We start from the raw sequence: 16,010 nt of genomic DNA on the forward strand, positions 1-16,010 counted from the left end.
GGGTGCTCCTTAAATGTCATAGAGCTCGCGCAGAGCCCCATCGATTTCAGACATGGAGGTGAAGTCTTTGATGACGTAGATGGGAACCCCGACATCGTCCAGCGTTGCGGCGATTTCACCGGAGGTCAGCAAGAAATCTGCCTCGCTTGCGCGGCCCTTGGCAGAGATGGTGTCTGTGGCTTCCACGGTCAGGAATGGTCCCCAGCCCCATTCGTCCAGGACTTGCTCGAGGGTGTTTTTGAGGAACAGCGACGTTCCTAGCCCGTTGCCGCACACCGTAAGGATCTTTCCTTTGGAAGCAACAGAATCGGCGGCTTTTTGTTTTGCTGGTTGGGCCTTTGGCCCCGACGGTGCTGCGGAAGCTGCGCGTTTCTTACTCGACGTTGATGCCGTGAGGATTGCGCGGAGCTCTTCTTCGGATTCCGCGCGATGAAGCTCATCGCGCTTGGTGGCTAGCAGCTTTGCTAGTTGCTTCATCGCCTGCAGGTGTTCCGAGTCGCTCCGTGCAGCAAACGCGACGACGAGGTCTACAGGGTCATTGGAATCGTGACCGAATTCCACCGGATTATCCAGGCGCACCCACGACAGTGAGGTTTCTTTTACCGCCTCCGAAGGGCGCGCGTGCGCAAAAGCGAAACCGGGAGCCACGACAATATATGGGCCCGTTTCTTCCACGGAGTGCACCATTGCTTCCGTGTAGTCTGCGGTTATCGTGCCAGCTTCTTCAAGCAGCGATCCCGCAAGATGGATAGCTGCTCGCCAGTCCTTGGCGGTGCCGTGCAAGTCCACGGCACCGGGCACCAAGAGGGAATCTAGTGTCGTCATATGTATCTCCCATCACAAATGCTGTGACATCAAGGTCAATGTCACTCTTGATTTTATGCCGTGGAGAAACGGGAGGTAAATGCAGGGGTAACGTTTGCACTGGGGGAGTTGCAACCGCTCAAGGGGCGGTCGAATTGGCTCTATCGGTCTTTAGCGTGGTCGCAATGCAAAGGGGACCGTGTGTTCTCGGAAAGGCCGGACCTGGAAATGGACCTGTGCTAAGGGGAAGGGAAATGAGAAATCCCCGCTGGCGCGGGGAGAAACACAGCTAAAGTGCTGCTTTGCGCACTACAACAGGCCCCTCCCATTGGATGCAGGAGGGGCCTGGCTACGCCTGTCAAGTACTGCCTGCCTCAGTGAGAAATGGGCTCGATTTCCTTTGGGCGTTGTATCTCGGCGGGCTTCGCTTCCTGTATCGGCTAGAACGGGAGATTTAAGCGCGTTGTATACGGGCAGTTAATTGAGCTCGAAAGTTTGGCGTCCGATTTCATCTTGGCTGTAGGACTTAGTTGCAACAAGGTCCACAGGGGTAGTTAGATCATCGAGCTCGTAGGCTATGGTTCCAGCGACAGTGCCTCCCTTTTTAATCTGCTCAAGCTGAGTATCGTCAGTTTCAGGATCAATATAGGAACCGAGGTCGAGCTCGTTTACTTTATTCGGATCATTGTCTTGGATGGCGGTGAAGTACACGACAAAGTCGGTGGTGGTTAGAGTTTCATCCGTTTTATTGGTTACGTCATAGTTAAAGACGAGAAGTGGCTTTTCACCTATTTCATTACCAGGCTCACCGGGCTTGATAACACGGTGATCGGTTATTTCGAACTTGGCGGCTGGAACATCCAGGACTCCATTTTTAAAGGTTTGGCCAAAATCCGTGCTCTTTAGCTCTCTAATGGTTGTCGGATCATCCTTCACTTTCTTCATGTGTGTGGTGAATTCCTTATCTTCAATCGCGACCTTGAAAGTTAAGGCGTCGTCATCGATAGAGAAATCTTTCTTGTCGGACGAAGCAGCCATCCACTCAGAGGCAGTGGCAACGGTATCGCGGTTTGAAGTAACGGTCTCGCCGGATGCAGCGGCTTGAGCGTCAAAGGTGCCAATCCAGTAGATCATACGATTTTCGCCGTTGTCCATGACCCATTCGATGGTGATGACGTCGTCGGTGATGCTGGCCTCCATCCAGCCATCTTCAGAAGCGCTGTCCTCTTGCTTCCACGTCCCAATTACGGACTTCGCATCGGTCTGTGCATCGGACGCGGAATTACTGGAGTCGCTCGTCTTTGAGCTGTCACTACCGCTATCCGAGCAGGAGGTAAGCGTGAGAGCAGAGACGAGAATGAGAGAAGAGAGTAGTTTGCGCATAATTAACTTCTACCCGCAGGGGGTAGGAAGCGTACAAATACTCAATAGCGAAGGGGGCAAATTGGTCTTTGGCCGCTCTTTGACTAATCTTTTCAGGGCAGAGAGTCGCCCAAGTGGGCGTGCGATCTGCGTGGGGCTATAGCTCAGTCGGTTAGAGCTACGGACTCATAATCCGTTGGTCGCGGGTTCGAGCCCCGCTGGCCCCACGGTGATAGGGAGGCGTCGGCAAGCAGTGCTGGCGCCTTCTTGTGCTTATCTGCGCATATGGGTGTGCTGATTGCGCAAGGGCGGGCGGTGAAGTCTAATAACTATATGGTTGAAGTAGATCCGCTCATTGAATCTCTCTACCGCTGGTCCGATATCAGTGGTGTGCTGCTGATGGGAATCATCGGTGGCACTATGGCGCGCAAGCGTGGCTACGATATCATCGGCTTTTTCTTCATTGCGATGTTCTCGTCGCTAGGCGGCGGCATGGTGCGCGACGTGCTCATTAACCGCGGCACCGTCGCGGCAATGAGCCAGCCGGAATACCTCTACTTGGCTTTTACCGGCGCGCTGATTGCTCGCTTTGTGTACTTCAAAGGCAAGACCTGGGATTATCTGCAAGCGCATGGCGACGCCGTCGTTTCCGGCCTGTGGGCCGCCACCGGCGCGGTGAAGGCTATTACCTACGGCCTGCCGCTTATTCCCTGCATCATGATGGGCGTGTTTACCGCCACAGGTGGTTCGATGATTCGTGACATCGTGATGGGGCGCGAGCCGAGCGTATTTGGTGATAACCAGCCAACAGTTATTCCGGCCGTGGCTTGTGCGATTATTGTGCTGGTTGGCCACCATTTCGACATGATGGCCGTGGGCATGATCATTGGACCTTTGGTCTCCATCTTCTTGGCGCTGCTGGGCATTTGGGCGGGGTGGCGCGTGCCGGCCTACCAAGACTGGGCACCTATTAATGACACCGCCGCACAGGTGAAGGTCCTTGCGAAAAAGGCCGAGAATAAAAGCCGTGCCGTCGGCCGCCGCCTCGAGCCGCACCGCCTACGTTCTTGGCGCCACCGCCAGATGGAGGCAGCGCTGCAGCGCCGCATTGAAAAGGAAGTGCGCTCTGGTAAGCGGCGCGTAGAAGCCGCCGCAGAGGCCAGCGAATTTCTGGAGTCCTTCGAATCCGATGTGGATCAGCTCAGCGCAGTGGTAGCAGAAGGCGATGATACGGACTTCGGCGTGGACCTCACCGGTGATTCCTACACCGAGGAGGAACAGGCCTCCCACGAGGAATCCCAACGCCTCCTTGATGCCATTTTGGAAGATGACAAGCTTACGGATGAACTCATTGATCGCCTCATGAAGCGCTATGACTCCCGCGACTAGCCCGCGGTTCTTTAGCGCGGCGGCTTAGCGCCCAACCGCGCCGCAAACCTGCGGGTCCGTGATATAGCCTTGCTCGCAGCCATATTGGGTCTGGATTTCTCCGGAGCTCTTATTCCGGTTGCCGTTGGCATCGTTGCCATAGCCGCACAGGTAGGCCGGACACTCCGCACTCGGCCCATTGGGCGCTTGTACTGGCGGTTGAGCGTTTGATTCCTTGCACAACGCGGCAAACTCCACCCAGGTGCCGTCCGCGCATTGGTACTGCGCGGTGTTTTCCTGCTGCCGGTTTTCGGTAGGCGGTTGCACGGCTTCCTGATTTTCTGTTTGTGGTTCGGCGTGCTGCGCGGCATCTGTAGTTGCTACTTCCGTGGTCGTTTTTTCTGTGGACGTTTCCTCGGTGCTGGATTCTGTAGAGCTCGTTTCAGAGGCCGTTTCCGTAACGGTTTCTTTCACCGTGGAAATGGTGGTGGCGGTCTCGTCGCGCCGCAACCGGTGGCAAAACGGGCTAGGGAAAAGAAGGGAATAAGGAATGATTTCTTCATGCCCCACACAGTAGCCAAACATGGCGGCGCGTGCCGGAGTCTGTGCAGGGCATAGGGGGAAACGGGCTGTGCGAGGGGGAGTGTTTGCATGGTGGCTGGCAGTGAACTGGCATCCAGTTTTCAGCTCCGCGGCCTACGGTAGAGGCATGAACCTGAAGTATTACTTCTACGAGCTGTGGAGCATCTTCGTGGACCACGGCTTACCGCTTATCGCGCTGCTGCTGATCGGCATTTTGATCCCGCGCGTTGGTAGGCTGGCGATCCGCATCATAGAGCGCCGCCTCGATGAAGATGAAGAATCCACCAAGGCGCGCCTGGCGCTGACCGGTGCGCTGGTCTACATCGTGCAGGCCATCGCGTACTTCCTCATCATTTGGGCGGCGCTGACCAATATCGGTGTTCCTGCGGTAGGCGCGGCGGTGCCGGCGACGATAGTTTCGGCCGCCGTGGGTTTTGGCGCCCAGTCCATCATTGCGGATTTCCTCTCCGGCTTTTTCATCCTTTCGGAAAAGCAATTCGGTGTAGGCGATTACGTCAGCTTTGATGGCGTAACCGATGTGGAAGGCACCGTGGTGATGCTGACTCTGCGCACCACCAAGGTGCGCACTCCCACCGGCGAGCTCGTCACCGTGCCCAATAGTTCCGCCGGCGCGGTAACAAACTATTCCCAGGAATGGTCGCGTGCCGTGGTCAACTTCGACGTGCCCGTGCAAGAAGGCGAGACCTTGCCGGAGATCACGCGCCGGGTGCGCACCATTTCTGAGCAGGCTATCCAAGAGCCATCCATCGCCGTGGATGTCAACGGCGAGCTCGAGGTGCTGCCAGCCACGCAGCTGGTTGCCCCGCAGGCCGCCGGCCAATCGTGGCACGTGACCTACCGCGTACTGGTCACCGTTAACCCGGCCCGCCAATGGGCGGTGGAACGCGCCATTCGCTCGGCGCTGCTCTCGGAGTTCTGGGATCACTACAATGTGGCCGATCTCGATGAACTGCAGCGCCCGCTAACCCCACCGCAGGGAAATACCGCGGCTCAAGAATCCGTGAAAGACGCTTCCACCGCAGGGGAGGGCTCCCACCCTGAGACGCAGGTGGAGCGCAGTGCCGCCACCGCGGACGCTGAGGTGGATGGCCCGGCTAGTGACGGCCCCGGAAACCCCGCGCTGTCTGATGCGGATGATCAAGAACCAGAGCCCTCCCAGGGCATCTGGCGTGGCTTGGAGACCAATAGCAAGTTTCAAAAGATCGCCACCTTCGGCGGCCGAGTCCGCGCCTCCACCACGGGCCTTGTCCTCGCGCTGTTTGTCGTCGGTGCCTTGGCCTTGGCCTCGAGCAATCCCGAAAATGCGGACGCGGGCTGGCTCTCGCCCGAGCACTGGCGCGATAGCGGCAAGGAAACCTCCTCCTCACAGCTTTCCGACGCCCCCTCAAACCAACCCACCCCAGCAACCACCGAGACCGGTACACAGTCCGAACCAACGGAAGACAGTGCCGCTCCTACGGAGACCGACTACCCACAGGGTACGAATGACGCTGGCACGACTGATACGCCTGCCGGCGGCAGGCAGGGAACAGGCGCTACTGGTAATGCCTCCCCGGCCCCGAGTGCCCCCAATGGCGCAGACAACGCGGGGACAGATTCCGGGACCGGCGCCGGCACTGCGCCCACTGCGGGAGGTGACGCCGGCGACGGCGCCCAAGCTTCCGGAACGGCCGGTAGCGCAGGCACAGAGATTCCGGCAGAGCCTCGTCAGTAGGATGTGCCCCCCATTTCGACCATTGCTTCCTATTGTGGTTGGCAAAGTCGGCATAAACGCTCATGTCATTGTTATTGACGTGCAGAAATGATCTTGTGTGGCAAAGAGGAAATAGTGCGAGCTAGCTGCGCGTTGCACCTAGCATGACTTCACTATTTGAACCTCTGGAACTTGGCCGATACACGATAGATAATCGCGTGACCATGGCGGCGCTGACCCGCCAGCGCGCAGGCGAAAGCGGTGTGCCTACCGAGCTGCACCAGAAGTACTACTCGCAGCGTGCCACGGCCGGGCTGGTTGTCACGGAGGGAACCTTCCCGGCGTGGACCAACCGCGCATTCCCAGGCCAGGCAGGCATTGCCACCGAGGAGCAGGCAGAAGGCTGGCGTGCGGTAGCAGACCGAGTCCACGAGGCCGGCGGCACCTTGTTCATGCAGATCATGCATGGTGGCCGCACCAGCCACCCAGATCTGATTGACGGTGCAGATCCAGAGGCCCCGAGCTCCTTCGATTGGGGCGGAACCGTGCGTGGCTTTTCCGGCAAAATGGATGCGCCGGTCCCGCGGGAGCTGAAGAAGGAAGAGCTGCCGCGCATCGTGGAGGAATTCCGCCAGGGTGCGCGCCGGGCTATCGATGCCGGCGTTGACGGCGTGGAAATCCACGGCGCGAATGGCTACCTGCTGCACGAGTTTATGGCGGCCTCGTCCAATAAGCGCGAGGATGAATTCGGCGGCAGCCCGGAAAATCGCTGGCGCCTGCCGGAGGTGGTCATCCGCGCCGTGGCGGAGGAAATCGGTGCCGACCGCGTCGGTGTGCGGTTCTCGCCGGCGCACAATGTGCAGGGTGTTATCGAGGATGACCAGGACGACATGCTGGCCACCTACGGCGGACTGCTCGATGCCCTGGCGCCGCTGAACCTGGCTTATGTGTCGCTGCTACACGGCGAGCCGGAAAGCGAGCTTATCGCCACGCTGGCGCAAAAGGCCCGCGCAAATGGCGTGACCAAGGTGCTGATGAATGATGGCTTCCCCACGGTGACTTCCAAGGAAGATGCGCAACGTGAAATCGAGCTGGACTACGTGGATGCCGCAGTGGTGGGCCGCCAGCTCATCGCCAACCCGGACCTAGTGCGCCGCTGGCGTGAGGGCTTGGAGCTCAACGAGCCGGACCAGGATACGTTCTACCTGGGCGGCGAGCGTGGCTACATTGATTATGAATATGCCGCGGACTAGGGAAAAATCCGCGGCATAAAGGGGGGCCGAGAGGCATCAGAGTGATAGGTAGTGAAATTCCCCAGAGAGGGTCTTTCACTATGCCTATCGAAGGTGTACTACCCGTTCGTTAACACCAAGTGCCTGTCATGTGACAGAACTTACAACTACTTGGTATAGCCCTTGCCTGGGCGCCAGGTCATGGTCACAGCCTCGCGCACCGGGGACTTAGCGGACAGCAGGTTATCCACACGCAGCCAGTGCATTTCTGCGGAATCCGGGCGCACGGTTACAAAGCTATAGCCGTGGTGGTCCAAGTCCACGTGGCGGGTGTGCGGGTTGGCACCTAGCAGGTAACGCTCGGCAAGCTTGGAAAGCTCGTTGCCTTCCGGCAGCTTGAGCTGCTCGTTGACATTGGGCGCAGAAACGGAGGCGCAGACCAGCTCGGCGCCAAAGATGCGGCCATCCTTGCTGATATTATGCGCCCACTCGGAATGGATATCGCCGGTGACAAAGAGGGTGTGGGCATCGTGCTTGGAAAGGGCGTCGATAAGCAGGCGGCGCTCTGCAGAGTAGCCATCCCACTGGTCGCCATTGACCGGAATGCCGGTGATATTGGAAGACAGCGAGGAAGAAACCGGCTTGGTCTTGTCATCCTTTTGCAGGGTAGCCAGGTTCATGGGGGAGAACATGACGGAATTGCCCAGCATATTCCACTTCGCAGAAGAGGTCTCAATCTTATTGAGCAGCCAATTATATTGCTCGGATCCGAGCATCGTGCGGCCTTCTGCGGCCATCTTGTGCGGGCCAAAGCGCACCTGCTCATCGCGGTAGGTGCGCAGGTCCATCATGGTTAGTTCCACCAGGTCACCAAAAGTCAGGCTGCGGTAGAGGTGGCCCTGCTCGGAAGGATTGGTTGCGCGCACCGGCATCCACTCGAAGTAGGCCTGCATTGCGGCCTTGCGGCGGTCGAGGAAGGCGCCCTCCTTGCCCTCGGTGTGGTTTTCGGCGCCCTCGCGCCAGTTATCGTTGGCCACCTCGTGGTCATCCCACACCACAACCCACGGCAGTGCCCCGTGTGCGGCTTGCAGGTTTTCATCGGTGCGGTAGCGGCCGAAGCGAATCCGGTAATCCTCTAACGAGATAATCTCGTGCGCAGGGTGGTGCAGGCGCACCGGGCCATTACCGGCGTACTCGCGCTGCGGGTATTCGTAGATATAGTCGCCCAAGAAGATCATATAATCCAGCTGGTCGGCGCAGCCGCGCTGGGCAATATCGCCATAGGCGTTAAAGAAGCCGGACTCCCAGTTTGCACAGCTAGCCACACCGAAGGTGAGCTCTTCTGGGGAGGCGCTCAGCGCCGGGGCGGTCTTGGTACGGCCAATGGGCGAGTACTTATCCTGCGCCTTAAAGCGGTAAAAGTACACGGTCTCCGGCTCTAGGCCGTGCGGATCCACGTGCACGGTGTGGTCCTGGTTGGCGTCGGTGGTCACTTCGCCCTGCTTGACGACGTCCCCGAACCCCTCATCCTTGGCAATTTCCCACTCCACCCGGGTGGCCTCGCCCAGGCCGGATCCCGGCATGGCATCGGCATCCGGGGTTACGCGGGTCCACAAAATGACCGAATCCGGAATAGGATCGCCCGAGGCAACGCCGTGGAGGAAGGGGCGCTCGCCCAGTTGGGGCTCTACCATGTGCTGCTCCACGCGCGGGGAGAGGCTGCTTTGGGCATTGGCAGAGTTGGCGGCGGCGGTGGACAAAGCGATGGCGGCGCCGGCGGTGCCGGTGGTTTGCAGGAAGCGGCGGCGATTGACGTTTCCGCGGGCAGAAGCGGACTGATTCTGAGAATTACTAGGCATGATTTAAAGCTTCGTCATGTTTGCCGCCTGTGCAAGCGATCCTAGGCCAATTACATAAAGAGTTCTTTTTGTCTTAACTGGCGGTTAACTTCCTTGCCCCTCGCCCGGCCCTAGAGTGCGGGCCTTGGGCGGGCTTGGCTCAGTAGGCTGGAGGGCATGAGTGAATTTAGCCAGATCAGCCAATGGCCCGCGGATACGGTGGCCGGTGCTTTGCTGCACCGCGGCGAGGTCATAGAAACGGTAGGAGATACCGCCCGCGAGTTTCCAGTGGCATCGGTGACCAAGCTGGTTGCGGCCTATGGCGTGATGCTTGCCGTGGAAGAAGGCGCGGTGGAATTGGGGCAGCCGGCCGGTCCGGAGGGCTCGACCCTGGAACACCTGCTTGCACACGCCTCTGGCATTTCCTTTGACTCCCGAGAGCCGCAGAAGCCGGTAGGCGAACGCCGCATCTATTCCTCGGCCGGTTATGAGTGGGCCGCAGATACCGTGGCCGATGCCACGGGCATGGACTTTGCCGAGTACCTACGCGAGGGTGTACTTACCCCGTTGGGCATGGATTCCACTCGTCTCGAAGGTTCGGCCGGTCACGGCTTGGTCTCCACGGTGAAAGATTTGGCGGCCTTTGCTGCGGAAGTCCAGGATCCGCAGCTGCTGCACCCATCCACCGTGGCCGATATGCGCCGCGTCCATTTTGGTGGCCTGCGCGGCATTGTCCCGGGCTACGGCAGTTTTAAAGATTGTACCTGGGGCCTTGGTTTTGAAATCCACGGCAACAAAGAACACTGGATGGGCGCCCTGCCTGCCGACGCCGTCGGTCACTTTGGCATGTCCGGCACCTACCTCTGGGTGGCCGGCGAGTATGCCATGGTGGCGCTCACGGACCGTGACTTTGGCGAATGGTGCAAGCCACTCTGGCACGATACGAATACCTCCATCTGGAACGCCTTGTAGGCGTCCGGGCTCGGCGGAGCTAGCGCCTCCAGTGCGCTAGCGCGTGTCTATAACCTTTTATCGGGGAAGCGGCACGGTGGAAGGCTCCCCCGCAGGGTGGGAAAATCGAGGATTTTTGTGCGGTAGGGGCCATAAAACTTGGGATCGCGGCGTGCCTGTAACTAGCCGCTGTTGGAGGTAAGTCAAATAGGGTTTTCGCGCCCATGAGCAGGCCGTCTGGTGGAGAATATAGAACAAGCCTAGGGAGTTCACAGAAAAGGCCAAGTTTCACATTAATAACACTGGTTTCACCTGCAACTTTAGTCCCAGTCTGTACCTGGGGTTGAGGTTTAGCAAACGGGGGTTGAAGTGAAAGTTGAGGGTTGTAGGGGGAGGTGTGACGCAGGAAAATTGTGTGCAGACGCATCAGACAGTTCGTTGGGGAAGACGAAGCTCGTCTTGCATCGCGCCGGGCCGGCAGGCCTCGTGCGGTGGTGATCTATGTCGAGGGAGAATCGGCTATGAATACGTGCGTTAACCCTGCGCCGGTTGAACAGCCGGCCTCCACCTCCGCGTGGCCCTCCGTCAACGGTGGTGCCACCGTGGTTACCGGTGTGCTCAAGATTTCCGGGATGCCGCGCTCGCTGCGCTCGGAGATTGAACGCGCCATGGATCGGTGCATCCGTACCGAGTCGGAATTTATCATTCCGGGCGATGACCCACTGACCGCTCAGTGGTGCACTCGCTGGTTCCGGGATGGGCTTTCTGTCGCGGCGCTTGCTCGAGGCGGCAAAGCCTGTGCCCACTCAGACAGCGGTATTGGCTGCCACCAGGTGCTGACCGGCACCCGCGAAGAGCTAGATGCGCTGGACTGCGTCGTGCGCTATCTTGCGCAGCGCCACGGCTTTACTGCTGCCGTGCGCCTGCCGTAGAAAGCACAGGGAGGGTGGACCAACAGCTGCTGGTCCACCCTCCCTTTTCCTTTTGCCATTAGTAGGGCCGGTTGAGGGCGGCCTATTCCTCCTCGGCGAAGGGATCAAAGATTTTGTCCGGCAGCTCGGCCACTGATTTCAGCACGGCAGAAGGGCGGTAGGGGTAGCGAGAAATCTCTCGGTCATCGGAGATGCCGGAGCGCACCAAAACTGTGCGCATGCCGGCCTCGAGACCGGCCTTAACGTCTGTATCCATGCGGTCACCAATCATCACCGTGTGCTCCGAGTGGGCACCAATATGATTGAGCGCCGAGCGCATCATGACTGGGTTGGGCTTGCCCACGTAATAAGGCTCGCGGTTGGTGGCGGCGGTAATCAGTGCAGCCACGGCACCGGTGGCCGGCAATACTCCTTCTGGGGCAGGGCCGGTGACATCTGGGTTGGTGGCGATAAAACGAGCACCATTGCGGATGAGGTTAATCGCGTTCGTGATGGCCTCAAAAGAATAGGTGCGGGTCTCACCAAGCACCACAAAATCAGGGTCATCGTTGGTAAGGATCCACCCAGCCTCGTGCATGGCGGTGGTAAGGCCGGATTCACCCACTACATAGGCCTTGCTGGAGCTTACCTGGCTGGAAAGAAAATTCGCGGTGGCGGTGGCGGAGGTCCAGATGCGCTCGGCAGGAATATCCAAGCCGGTATTGCGCAGGCGGGCAGAAAGATCCCGTGGAGTAGACATGGAGTTATTGGTCAGCACCATGTACTCGATGTCATTATCCTTGAGCGCTTGGATAAATTTATCGGCGCCAGGGATCATCTCGCCTTCTTTGATGAGTACGCCGTCCATATCGGATAGATAAGAAATCATTGGTGGTCCTCCACATACTCGGCAATATCGCCGATGGTTTCGCAGTTGAGCATCGTTTCCTCAGAAAAACGCACCTGGAAGGTCTCTTCCGCGCGCACGGTCAGCTCCACTAGATCTAGCGATTCGACGCCAATATCCTTCAGCCGCGTATCCCGGCTCAGATCTTCCTCGGTACCGGTGACCTTGTTTATGAGCGCGAGGAGCTGGCCGAGCGTATCGCGCTCCGGCTCCTTTTCCGGCGCGCTCGCGTTGAACTTTGCCTGTAATTGGGCGCTGAGGTCGTTTGCCATGCCCACCAGTCTAGTATTGATCCCGTTATGGCATTGAGAAAACGTTCTTCCGTTGTGGCGCGTAGTTGGCTCAAGCGCCTGCGCCCCTCGCACCGCGCCGAGCTAGAAAAACTCTATGGCGGATTGCATGATCCCTCCACCGAGCCGGGCCTTACCCAGGTCAGCGCTTCCGGCACTGTGGAACACGATGGCCTAGATATTGCCTGGTACGAGGTGGGGCGCGAAGACGCGCCAGTAACCGTGGTCTTCATTCACGGCTATTGCTTATCCGCGGAAGCCTATTATGACCAGGCCAATTATCTCCGCGGTCGCAATGCGCGTGCACTCTTGGTGGATTTGCGCGGGCACGGCCAGTCCTCCACGGTCGCCCCAGAGGAGTGCACCGTTGATACGGCGGCTGACGACGTCCTCGCCGTCATTCGAGAGCGCGCTCCCCGTGGCAACCTGGTCATCGTCGGCCATTCCCTGGGCGGCATGGTTGCCTTAAACCTCATCCGCCGTGCTCCAGCCGAGGTTTATGAGCGCATCAAGGGCGCGCTGCTAATTTCAACTTCGATGCGCCGCTTTGCAGCAAAGGGCGTAGCGCAGATTCTGCAGTCGAAATCTCTGCATGCGCTCTACCGCCTCTGTCTGCGCCTGCCTGGTCGCGTCGATAGCGCGCGCTTTGAGGCCGCCCGGTTCATTGCGCCACTTTTTGCTGCGACCTTGGCCGGCTTTCCACAAATGGAGAAGCTGCAATTTCACGTTGCCATGCTTCTCGATACCCCCTTGGCCTCCTACTCCGGCTTCTTCGACGACCTTTTGGAACACGCCGAGTACGGCGCCGCCCCACGGCTGGCGAAGCTCAAGGGCGAGGTGGTAGTCGGAACCGCCGATATTGTCACCCCGCGTTCACAATCCGAGGTGCTCTGTAAGCATTGGCCCGCCGCGAACCTGCAGACGGTGGAAGGCTCCGGACACATGGTGATCCTCGAAGACCCCGAGGCTATCTCCGCGGCCCTTGGCCGCGTCCTTGATGCGATATAGACGGGCCGGATGCATAAGCCCGTTTGCTGGGTACGCAAAAGGCGCCGCGGCGGGGAAGCCGGCGGCGCCTTTCTTGTAGCGCGTGGCGCGGGCCTAGCCAGCACCAAAGCGGGGATTAGTCTTCGATGTGGGTGGTCACGGTCGGATCATCCAGCTTGAGATCCTTGGCTGCCTTCTCCACAACGGAGCGCTCAATCTTGCCCTCGCGAGCCAAGCCATCGAGCACTGCGACGACGATGGACTCGGCGTCGATATTGAAGTAGCGGCGAGCGCCCTCGCGCGTATCGGAGAAGCCGAAGCCGTCCGCGCCCAAGGTGATGTAGGTGCCTGGAACATACGGGCGGATTTGCTCCTGCAGCTCGGTGGTGAAGTCAGAGACACCAACGAACGGACCCTCGTAGCCCTTGAGCTGGGAGGTAGCAAAAGCCTCGCTCGGCTCCTCGCCCTTTCGCAGGGCTTCCTTGTTACGGCGGGCGCCGTCGCGGGCCAGCTCGTTCCAAGAGGTGACGGAGAAGATGGAGGCCTTGACATCGAAGTCGTCGGCAAGCATCTGCTGTGCGCGCAGCGCCTCGTGCACGCCTACACCGGAAGCCAGGATATTGGCAGCAATGGAGCCGCTCTCTGCGGTATTGAAGTGGTAGATGCCCTTGTGCAGGCCCTCCACGTCCAAATCCTCCGGCTCGGCCGGCTGGTGTACCGGCTCGTTGTAGACGGTGAGGTAGTACATGATGGCCTCGTTGTCCTTGCCATACATGCGCTCAATACCGCGGGAAACCAAGTGGGCAACCTCGTAGCCGAAGGCCGGGTCATAAGAAACCACGGCCGGGTTGGTCGCAGCCAAGACAGGGGAGTGGCCGTCCATGTGCTGCAGGCCCTCACCGGTCAGGGTGGTGCGGCCGGCGGTTGCGCCAATGATGAAGCCGCGGCCCATCTGGTCGCCGGCTGCCCAGAAGGCATCGCCGGTGCGCTGGAAGCCGAACATCGAGTAGAAGATGTAGAGCGGAATCATGGCCTCGCCCTGGGTAGCGTAGGACGTTGCCGCAGCGGTAAAGGAGGCAGCGGCGCCGGCCTCAGAAATACCCTCGTGCATGATCTGGCCGTCAGTAGCTTCGCGGTAGGAGAGCATGAGGTCGTGGTCCACCGGCACGTAGTTCTGGCCGCGGGGGTTCCAAATCTTCATGGTCGGGAACCAGGAGTCCATACCAAAGGTGCGGGCCTCATCCGGAATGATCGGCACGACGCGCTTGCCCAGCTCCTTGTTGCGCATAATTTCCTTGAAGGTGCGCACCAAGGCCATGGTGGTGGCTACTTCTTGCTTGCCAGAGCCCTTGCGTACAGAGCGCAGCTTGTCCAGAGCCGGTGCCTCCAGCGGGGTGAAGTCCTCGCGGCGCTCCGGCAGGAAGCCGCCGAGCTCTTTACGACGCTCCAGCATGTACTTGATCTCCGGGGAGTCCTTGCCTGGGTGGTAGTACGGCGGCAGGTATGGATCCTTTTCCAGCTCCGCATCGGAGAAAGGAATTTCCTGCTTATCGCGGAAGCGCTTCAGGTCATCCAGGGTCAGCTTCTTCATCTGGTGGGTAGCGTTGCGGCCCTCGAAGTTGTGGCCCAAGCCGTAACCCTTAATGGTGTGCGCGAGGATGACGGTTGGCTTGCCGGTGCCCTTGTTCTCCAGCGCGCGAGCATAGGCGGCGTAGACCTTGCGGTAATCGTGGCCGCCGCGGCGCAGTGCCCAAATCTCATCATCGGACATGTCTTCTACCAGCTTGGCCGTGCGCTCATCGCGGCCGAAGAAGTGCTCGCGCACATAGGCGCCATCGTTGGCCTTGAAGGTCTGGTAGTCACCGTCAGAGGTGGTGTTCATGACGTTGACCAAGGCACCTTCGGTGTCCTTTTCCAGCAGCTTATCCCAGCCACGACCCCAAATGACCTTGATGACCTCCCAGCCGGCACCGCGGAAGAAGGATTCTAGCTCTTGGATGATCTGGGTATTACCGCGAACCGGGCCATCGAGGCGCTGCAGGTTGCAGTTGACCACGAAGGTGAGGTTATCCAGCTCGTAGAGCGACGCGATCTGCAGTAGGCCACGAGATTCTGGCTCGTCCATCTCGCCATCGCCCAAGAAAGCCCATACGTGCTGCTTGGAGGTGTCCTTGATGCCGCGAGTCTCCAGGTACTTATTAAAGCGTGCCTGGTAGATAGCGTTAATCGGGCCCAAGCCCATGGACACGGTGGGGAATTCCCAGAACCATGGCATCAGGCGTGGGTGCGGGTAGGACGGCAGCCCCTCGCCCTCGCCACGGGATACCTCCTGGCGGAAGCTATCAAGGTCCTTTTCAGTCAGGCGGCCTTCCATGAAAGCACGTGCGTACATGCCCGGTGAGGCATGGCCTTGGAAAAAGACTTGGTCGCCGCCCGAAGGATCATCCTTGCCCTTGAAGAAGTGGTTCAAGCCCACCTCATAGAGCGGGGCAGCACCCGCGTAGGTCGAGATGTGGCCACCTACGCCAATTCCTGGGCGCTGTGCACGGTGCACCATGATGGCCGCATTCCAGCGGATCCAGCGGCGGTAGCGCTTTTCCAGTTCCTCGTCACCAGGAAACTCTGGCTCCATGGAGGTTGGGATGGTGTTGACGAAGTCCGTGGACGTCAACGAAGGCAGTTCAACGCGCTTAGCGGTAGCGCGCTCGAGCAGGCGCAGCATCAAGTAGCGTGCGCGCTCCGGATCGGAGTGCTCCAGCAGACCATCGAGGGAATCCATCCACTCGCGGGTCTCTTCTGGATCATTATCGTGAAGATACGATGCAACGCCGTCGCGGATGAGCGGGAAGTTGGAGTCGCCCTTGGTGGCGTCCTTCTCGGCCATTTAAACCTCCTGTATAAGGGTCTGCACAGTTTGCTTACTAGGATACGCGCTCACAGATCCACAATGGTTGTGAAGCCCGACTTAAGGGGACGTGCGGTACGTTACATCGCCATAACCAGTATCTTTGCCGGGTTTATTGGGGTAAAAGAGGGTAGTTTGCAAACTCTGCGGAACTGGGCG

General features: G+C 59.2%; 13 protein-coding genes and 1 tRNA gene. 7 read left to right on the plus strand and 7 right to left on the minus strand.

Annotated elements, in window-relative coordinates; genetic code table 11:
• Positions 1 to 9: 9 nt before the first annotated feature.
• Positions 10 to 825, minus strand: coding sequence for a PTS sugar transporter subunit IIA (locus WMP97_RS00245; protein WP_340439588.1), 816 nt, complete (start codon positions 823 to 825; stop codon positions 10 to 12).
• A 456-nt stretch (positions 826 to 1,281) separates the two neighbouring features.
• Positions 1,282 to 2,187 (minus strand): DUF5067 domain-containing protein, encoded by a 906-nt coding sequence (locus WMP97_RS00250; protein WP_340439589.1) that lies wholly within the window; start codon positions 2,185 to 2,187, stop codon positions 1,282 to 1,284.
• A gap of 132 nt (positions 2,188 to 2,319) precedes the next feature.
• Between WMP97_RS00250 and WMP97_RS00255 the strand changes: the two genes are divergently transcribed.
• Positions 2,320 to 2,393 (plus strand) — tRNA-Ile (locus WMP97_RS00255).
• Between the two features lie 106 nt (positions 2,394 to 2,499).
• On the plus strand, positions 2,500 to 3,555 hold the full coding sequence (locus tag WMP97_RS00260) for a trimeric intracellular cation channel family protein (protein ID WP_284799204.1): 1,056 nt from the start codon (positions 2,500 to 2,502) through the stop codon (positions 3,553 to 3,555).
• A 24-nt stretch (positions 3,556 to 3,579) separates the two neighbouring features.
• On the opposite strand, the gene WMP97_RS00265 is transcribed toward WMP97_RS00260, so the two are convergent.
• Positions 3,580 to 4,008: a hypothetical protein gene (locus WMP97_RS00265; protein WP_340439590.1), complete on the minus strand. Its 429-nt coding sequence runs from the start codon at positions 4,006 to 4,008 to the stop codon at positions 3,580 to 3,582.
• Between the two features lie 235 nt (positions 4,009 to 4,243).
• Here WMP97_RS00265 and WMP97_RS00270 point away from each other — a divergent pair, with 235 nt between their 5' ends.
• Together WMP97_RS00270 and WMP97_RS00275 are read left to right on the plus strand one after the other, a co-directional pair.
• Complete coding sequence (locus WMP97_RS00270) at positions 4,244 to 5,851, plus strand: mechanosensitive ion channel domain-containing protein (protein ID WP_340439591.1); 1,608 nt, start codon at positions 4,244 to 4,246, stop codon at positions 5,849 to 5,851.
• Between the two features lie 143 nt (positions 5,852 to 5,994).
• Positions 5,995 to 7,083: an alkene reductase gene (locus WMP97_RS00275; protein WP_340439592.1), complete on the plus strand. Its 1,089-nt coding sequence runs from the start codon at positions 5,995 to 5,997 to the stop codon at positions 7,081 to 7,083.
• 146 nt (positions 7,084 to 7,229) lie between these two features.
• Here the strand turns inward: WMP97_RS00275 and WMP97_RS00280 are convergent, their stop codons facing one another.
• The gene (locus tag WMP97_RS00280; RefSeq protein WP_340439593.1) at positions 7,230 to 8,921 is read right to left on the minus strand and encodes an alkaline phosphatase D family protein; all 1,692 of its coding nucleotides are present in this window, start codon (positions 8,919 to 8,921) and stop codon (positions 7,230 to 7,232) included.
• Positions 8,922 to 9,077: 156 nt separating this feature from the next.
• Here WMP97_RS00280 and WMP97_RS00285 point away from each other — a divergent pair, with 156 nt between their 5' ends.
• Entirely contained in the window at positions 9,078 to 9,872 is a 795-nt protein-coding gene (locus WMP97_RS00285; protein ID WP_340439594.1) for a serine hydrolase domain-containing protein, read from the plus strand.
• Positions 9,873 to 10,372: 500 nt separating this feature from the next.
• Positions 10,373 to 10,783 carry a hypothetical protein gene (locus WMP97_RS00290; protein WP_051138330.1) on the plus strand — a complete coding sequence of 137 codons (411 nt, stop codon included), beginning with the start codon at positions 10,373 to 10,375 and terminating at the stop codon, positions 10,781 to 10,783.
• Positions 10,784 to 10,865: 82 nt separating this feature from the next.
• On the opposite strand, the gene WMP97_RS00295 is transcribed toward WMP97_RS00290, so the two are convergent.
• The gene (locus WMP97_RS00295; protein WP_023021126.1) at positions 10,866 to 11,651 is read right to left on the minus strand and encodes an HAD-IIA family hydrolase; all 786 of its coding nucleotides are present in this window, start codon (positions 11,649 to 11,651) and stop codon (positions 10,866 to 10,868) included.
• A complete protein-coding gene (locus WMP97_RS00300) occupies positions 11,648 to 11,941 on the minus strand; it encodes an acyl carrier protein (RefSeq protein WP_239204490.1) in 294 nt (97 codons plus the stop codon). Before WMP97_RS00300 ends, WMP97_RS00295 begins: the two co-directional genes overlap by 4 nt.
• 27 nt (positions 11,942 to 11,968) lie before the next feature.
• Between WMP97_RS00300 and WMP97_RS00305 the strand changes: the two genes are divergently transcribed.
• On the plus strand, positions 11,969 to 12,967 hold the full coding sequence (locus tag WMP97_RS00305; RefSeq protein ID WP_023021128.1) for an alpha/beta fold hydrolase: 999 nt from the start codon (positions 11,969 to 11,971) through the stop codon (positions 12,965 to 12,967).
• A gap of 115 nt (positions 12,968 to 13,082) precedes the next feature.
• On the opposite strand, the gene aceE is transcribed toward WMP97_RS00305, so the two are convergent.
• Positions 13,083 to 15,830, minus strand: coding sequence for a pyruvate dehydrogenase (acetyl-transferring), homodimeric type (aceE, locus tag WMP97_RS00310; RefSeq protein WP_023021129.1), 2,748 nt, complete (start codon positions 15,828 to 15,830; stop codon positions 13,083 to 13,085).
• Positions 15,831 to 16,010: the final 180 nt, after the last annotated feature.

The organism is Corynebacterium sp. KPL4072, assembly GCF_037908395.1.
Lineage (GTDB): Bacteria > Actinomycetota > Actinomycetes > Mycobacteriales > Mycobacteriaceae > Corynebacterium > Corynebacterium kefirresidentii.

Excerpts from the sequence above, each read along its gene's own strand:
- WMP97_RS00245 (WP_340439588.1), bottom strand. The coding sequence starts at position 825 with ATGACGACACTAGATTCCCTCTTGGTGCCCGGTGCCGTGGACTTGCAC.
- WMP97_RS00305 (WP_023021128.1), top strand. The coding sequence starts at position 11,969 with ATGGCATTGAGAAAACGTTCTTCCGTTGTGGCGCGTAGTTGGCTCAAG.
- WMP97_RS00250 (WP_340439589.1), bottom strand. The coding sequence starts at position 2,187 with ATGCGCAAACTACTCTCTTCTCTCATTCTCGTCTCTGCTCTCACGCTT.
- WMP97_RS00275 (WP_340439592.1), top strand. The coding sequence starts at position 5,995 with ATGACTTCACTATTTGAACCTCTGGAACTTGGCCGATACACGATAGAT.
- WMP97_RS00270 (WP_340439591.1), top strand. The coding sequence starts at position 4,244 with ATGAACCTGAAGTATTACTTCTACGAGCTGTGGAGCATCTTCGTGGAC.
- aceE (WP_023021129.1), bottom strand. The coding sequence starts at position 15,830 with ATGGCCGAGAAGGACGCCACCAAGGGCGACTCCAACTTCCCGCTCATC.
- WMP97_RS00300 (WP_239204490.1), bottom strand. The coding sequence starts at position 11,941 with ATGGCAAACGACCTCAGCGCCCAATTACAGGCAAAGTTCAACGCGAGC.
- WMP97_RS00290 (WP_051138330.1), top strand. The coding sequence starts at position 10,373 with ATGAATACGTGCGTTAACCCTGCGCCGGTTGAACAGCCGGCCTCCACC.
- WMP97_RS00260 (WP_284799204.1), top strand. The coding sequence starts at position 2,500 with ATGGTTGAAGTAGATCCGCTCATTGAATCTCTCTACCGCTGGTCCGAT.
- WMP97_RS00285 (WP_340439594.1), top strand. The coding sequence starts at position 9,078 with ATGAGTGAATTTAGCCAGATCAGCCAATGGCCCGCGGATACGGTGGCC.
- WMP97_RS00280 (WP_340439593.1), bottom strand. The coding sequence starts at position 8,921 with ATGCCTAGTAATTCTCAGAATCAGTCCGCTTCTGCCCGCGGAAACGTC.
- WMP97_RS00295 (WP_023021126.1), bottom strand. The coding sequence starts at position 11,651 with ATGATTTCTTATCTATCCGATATGGACGGCGTACTCATCAAAGAAGGC.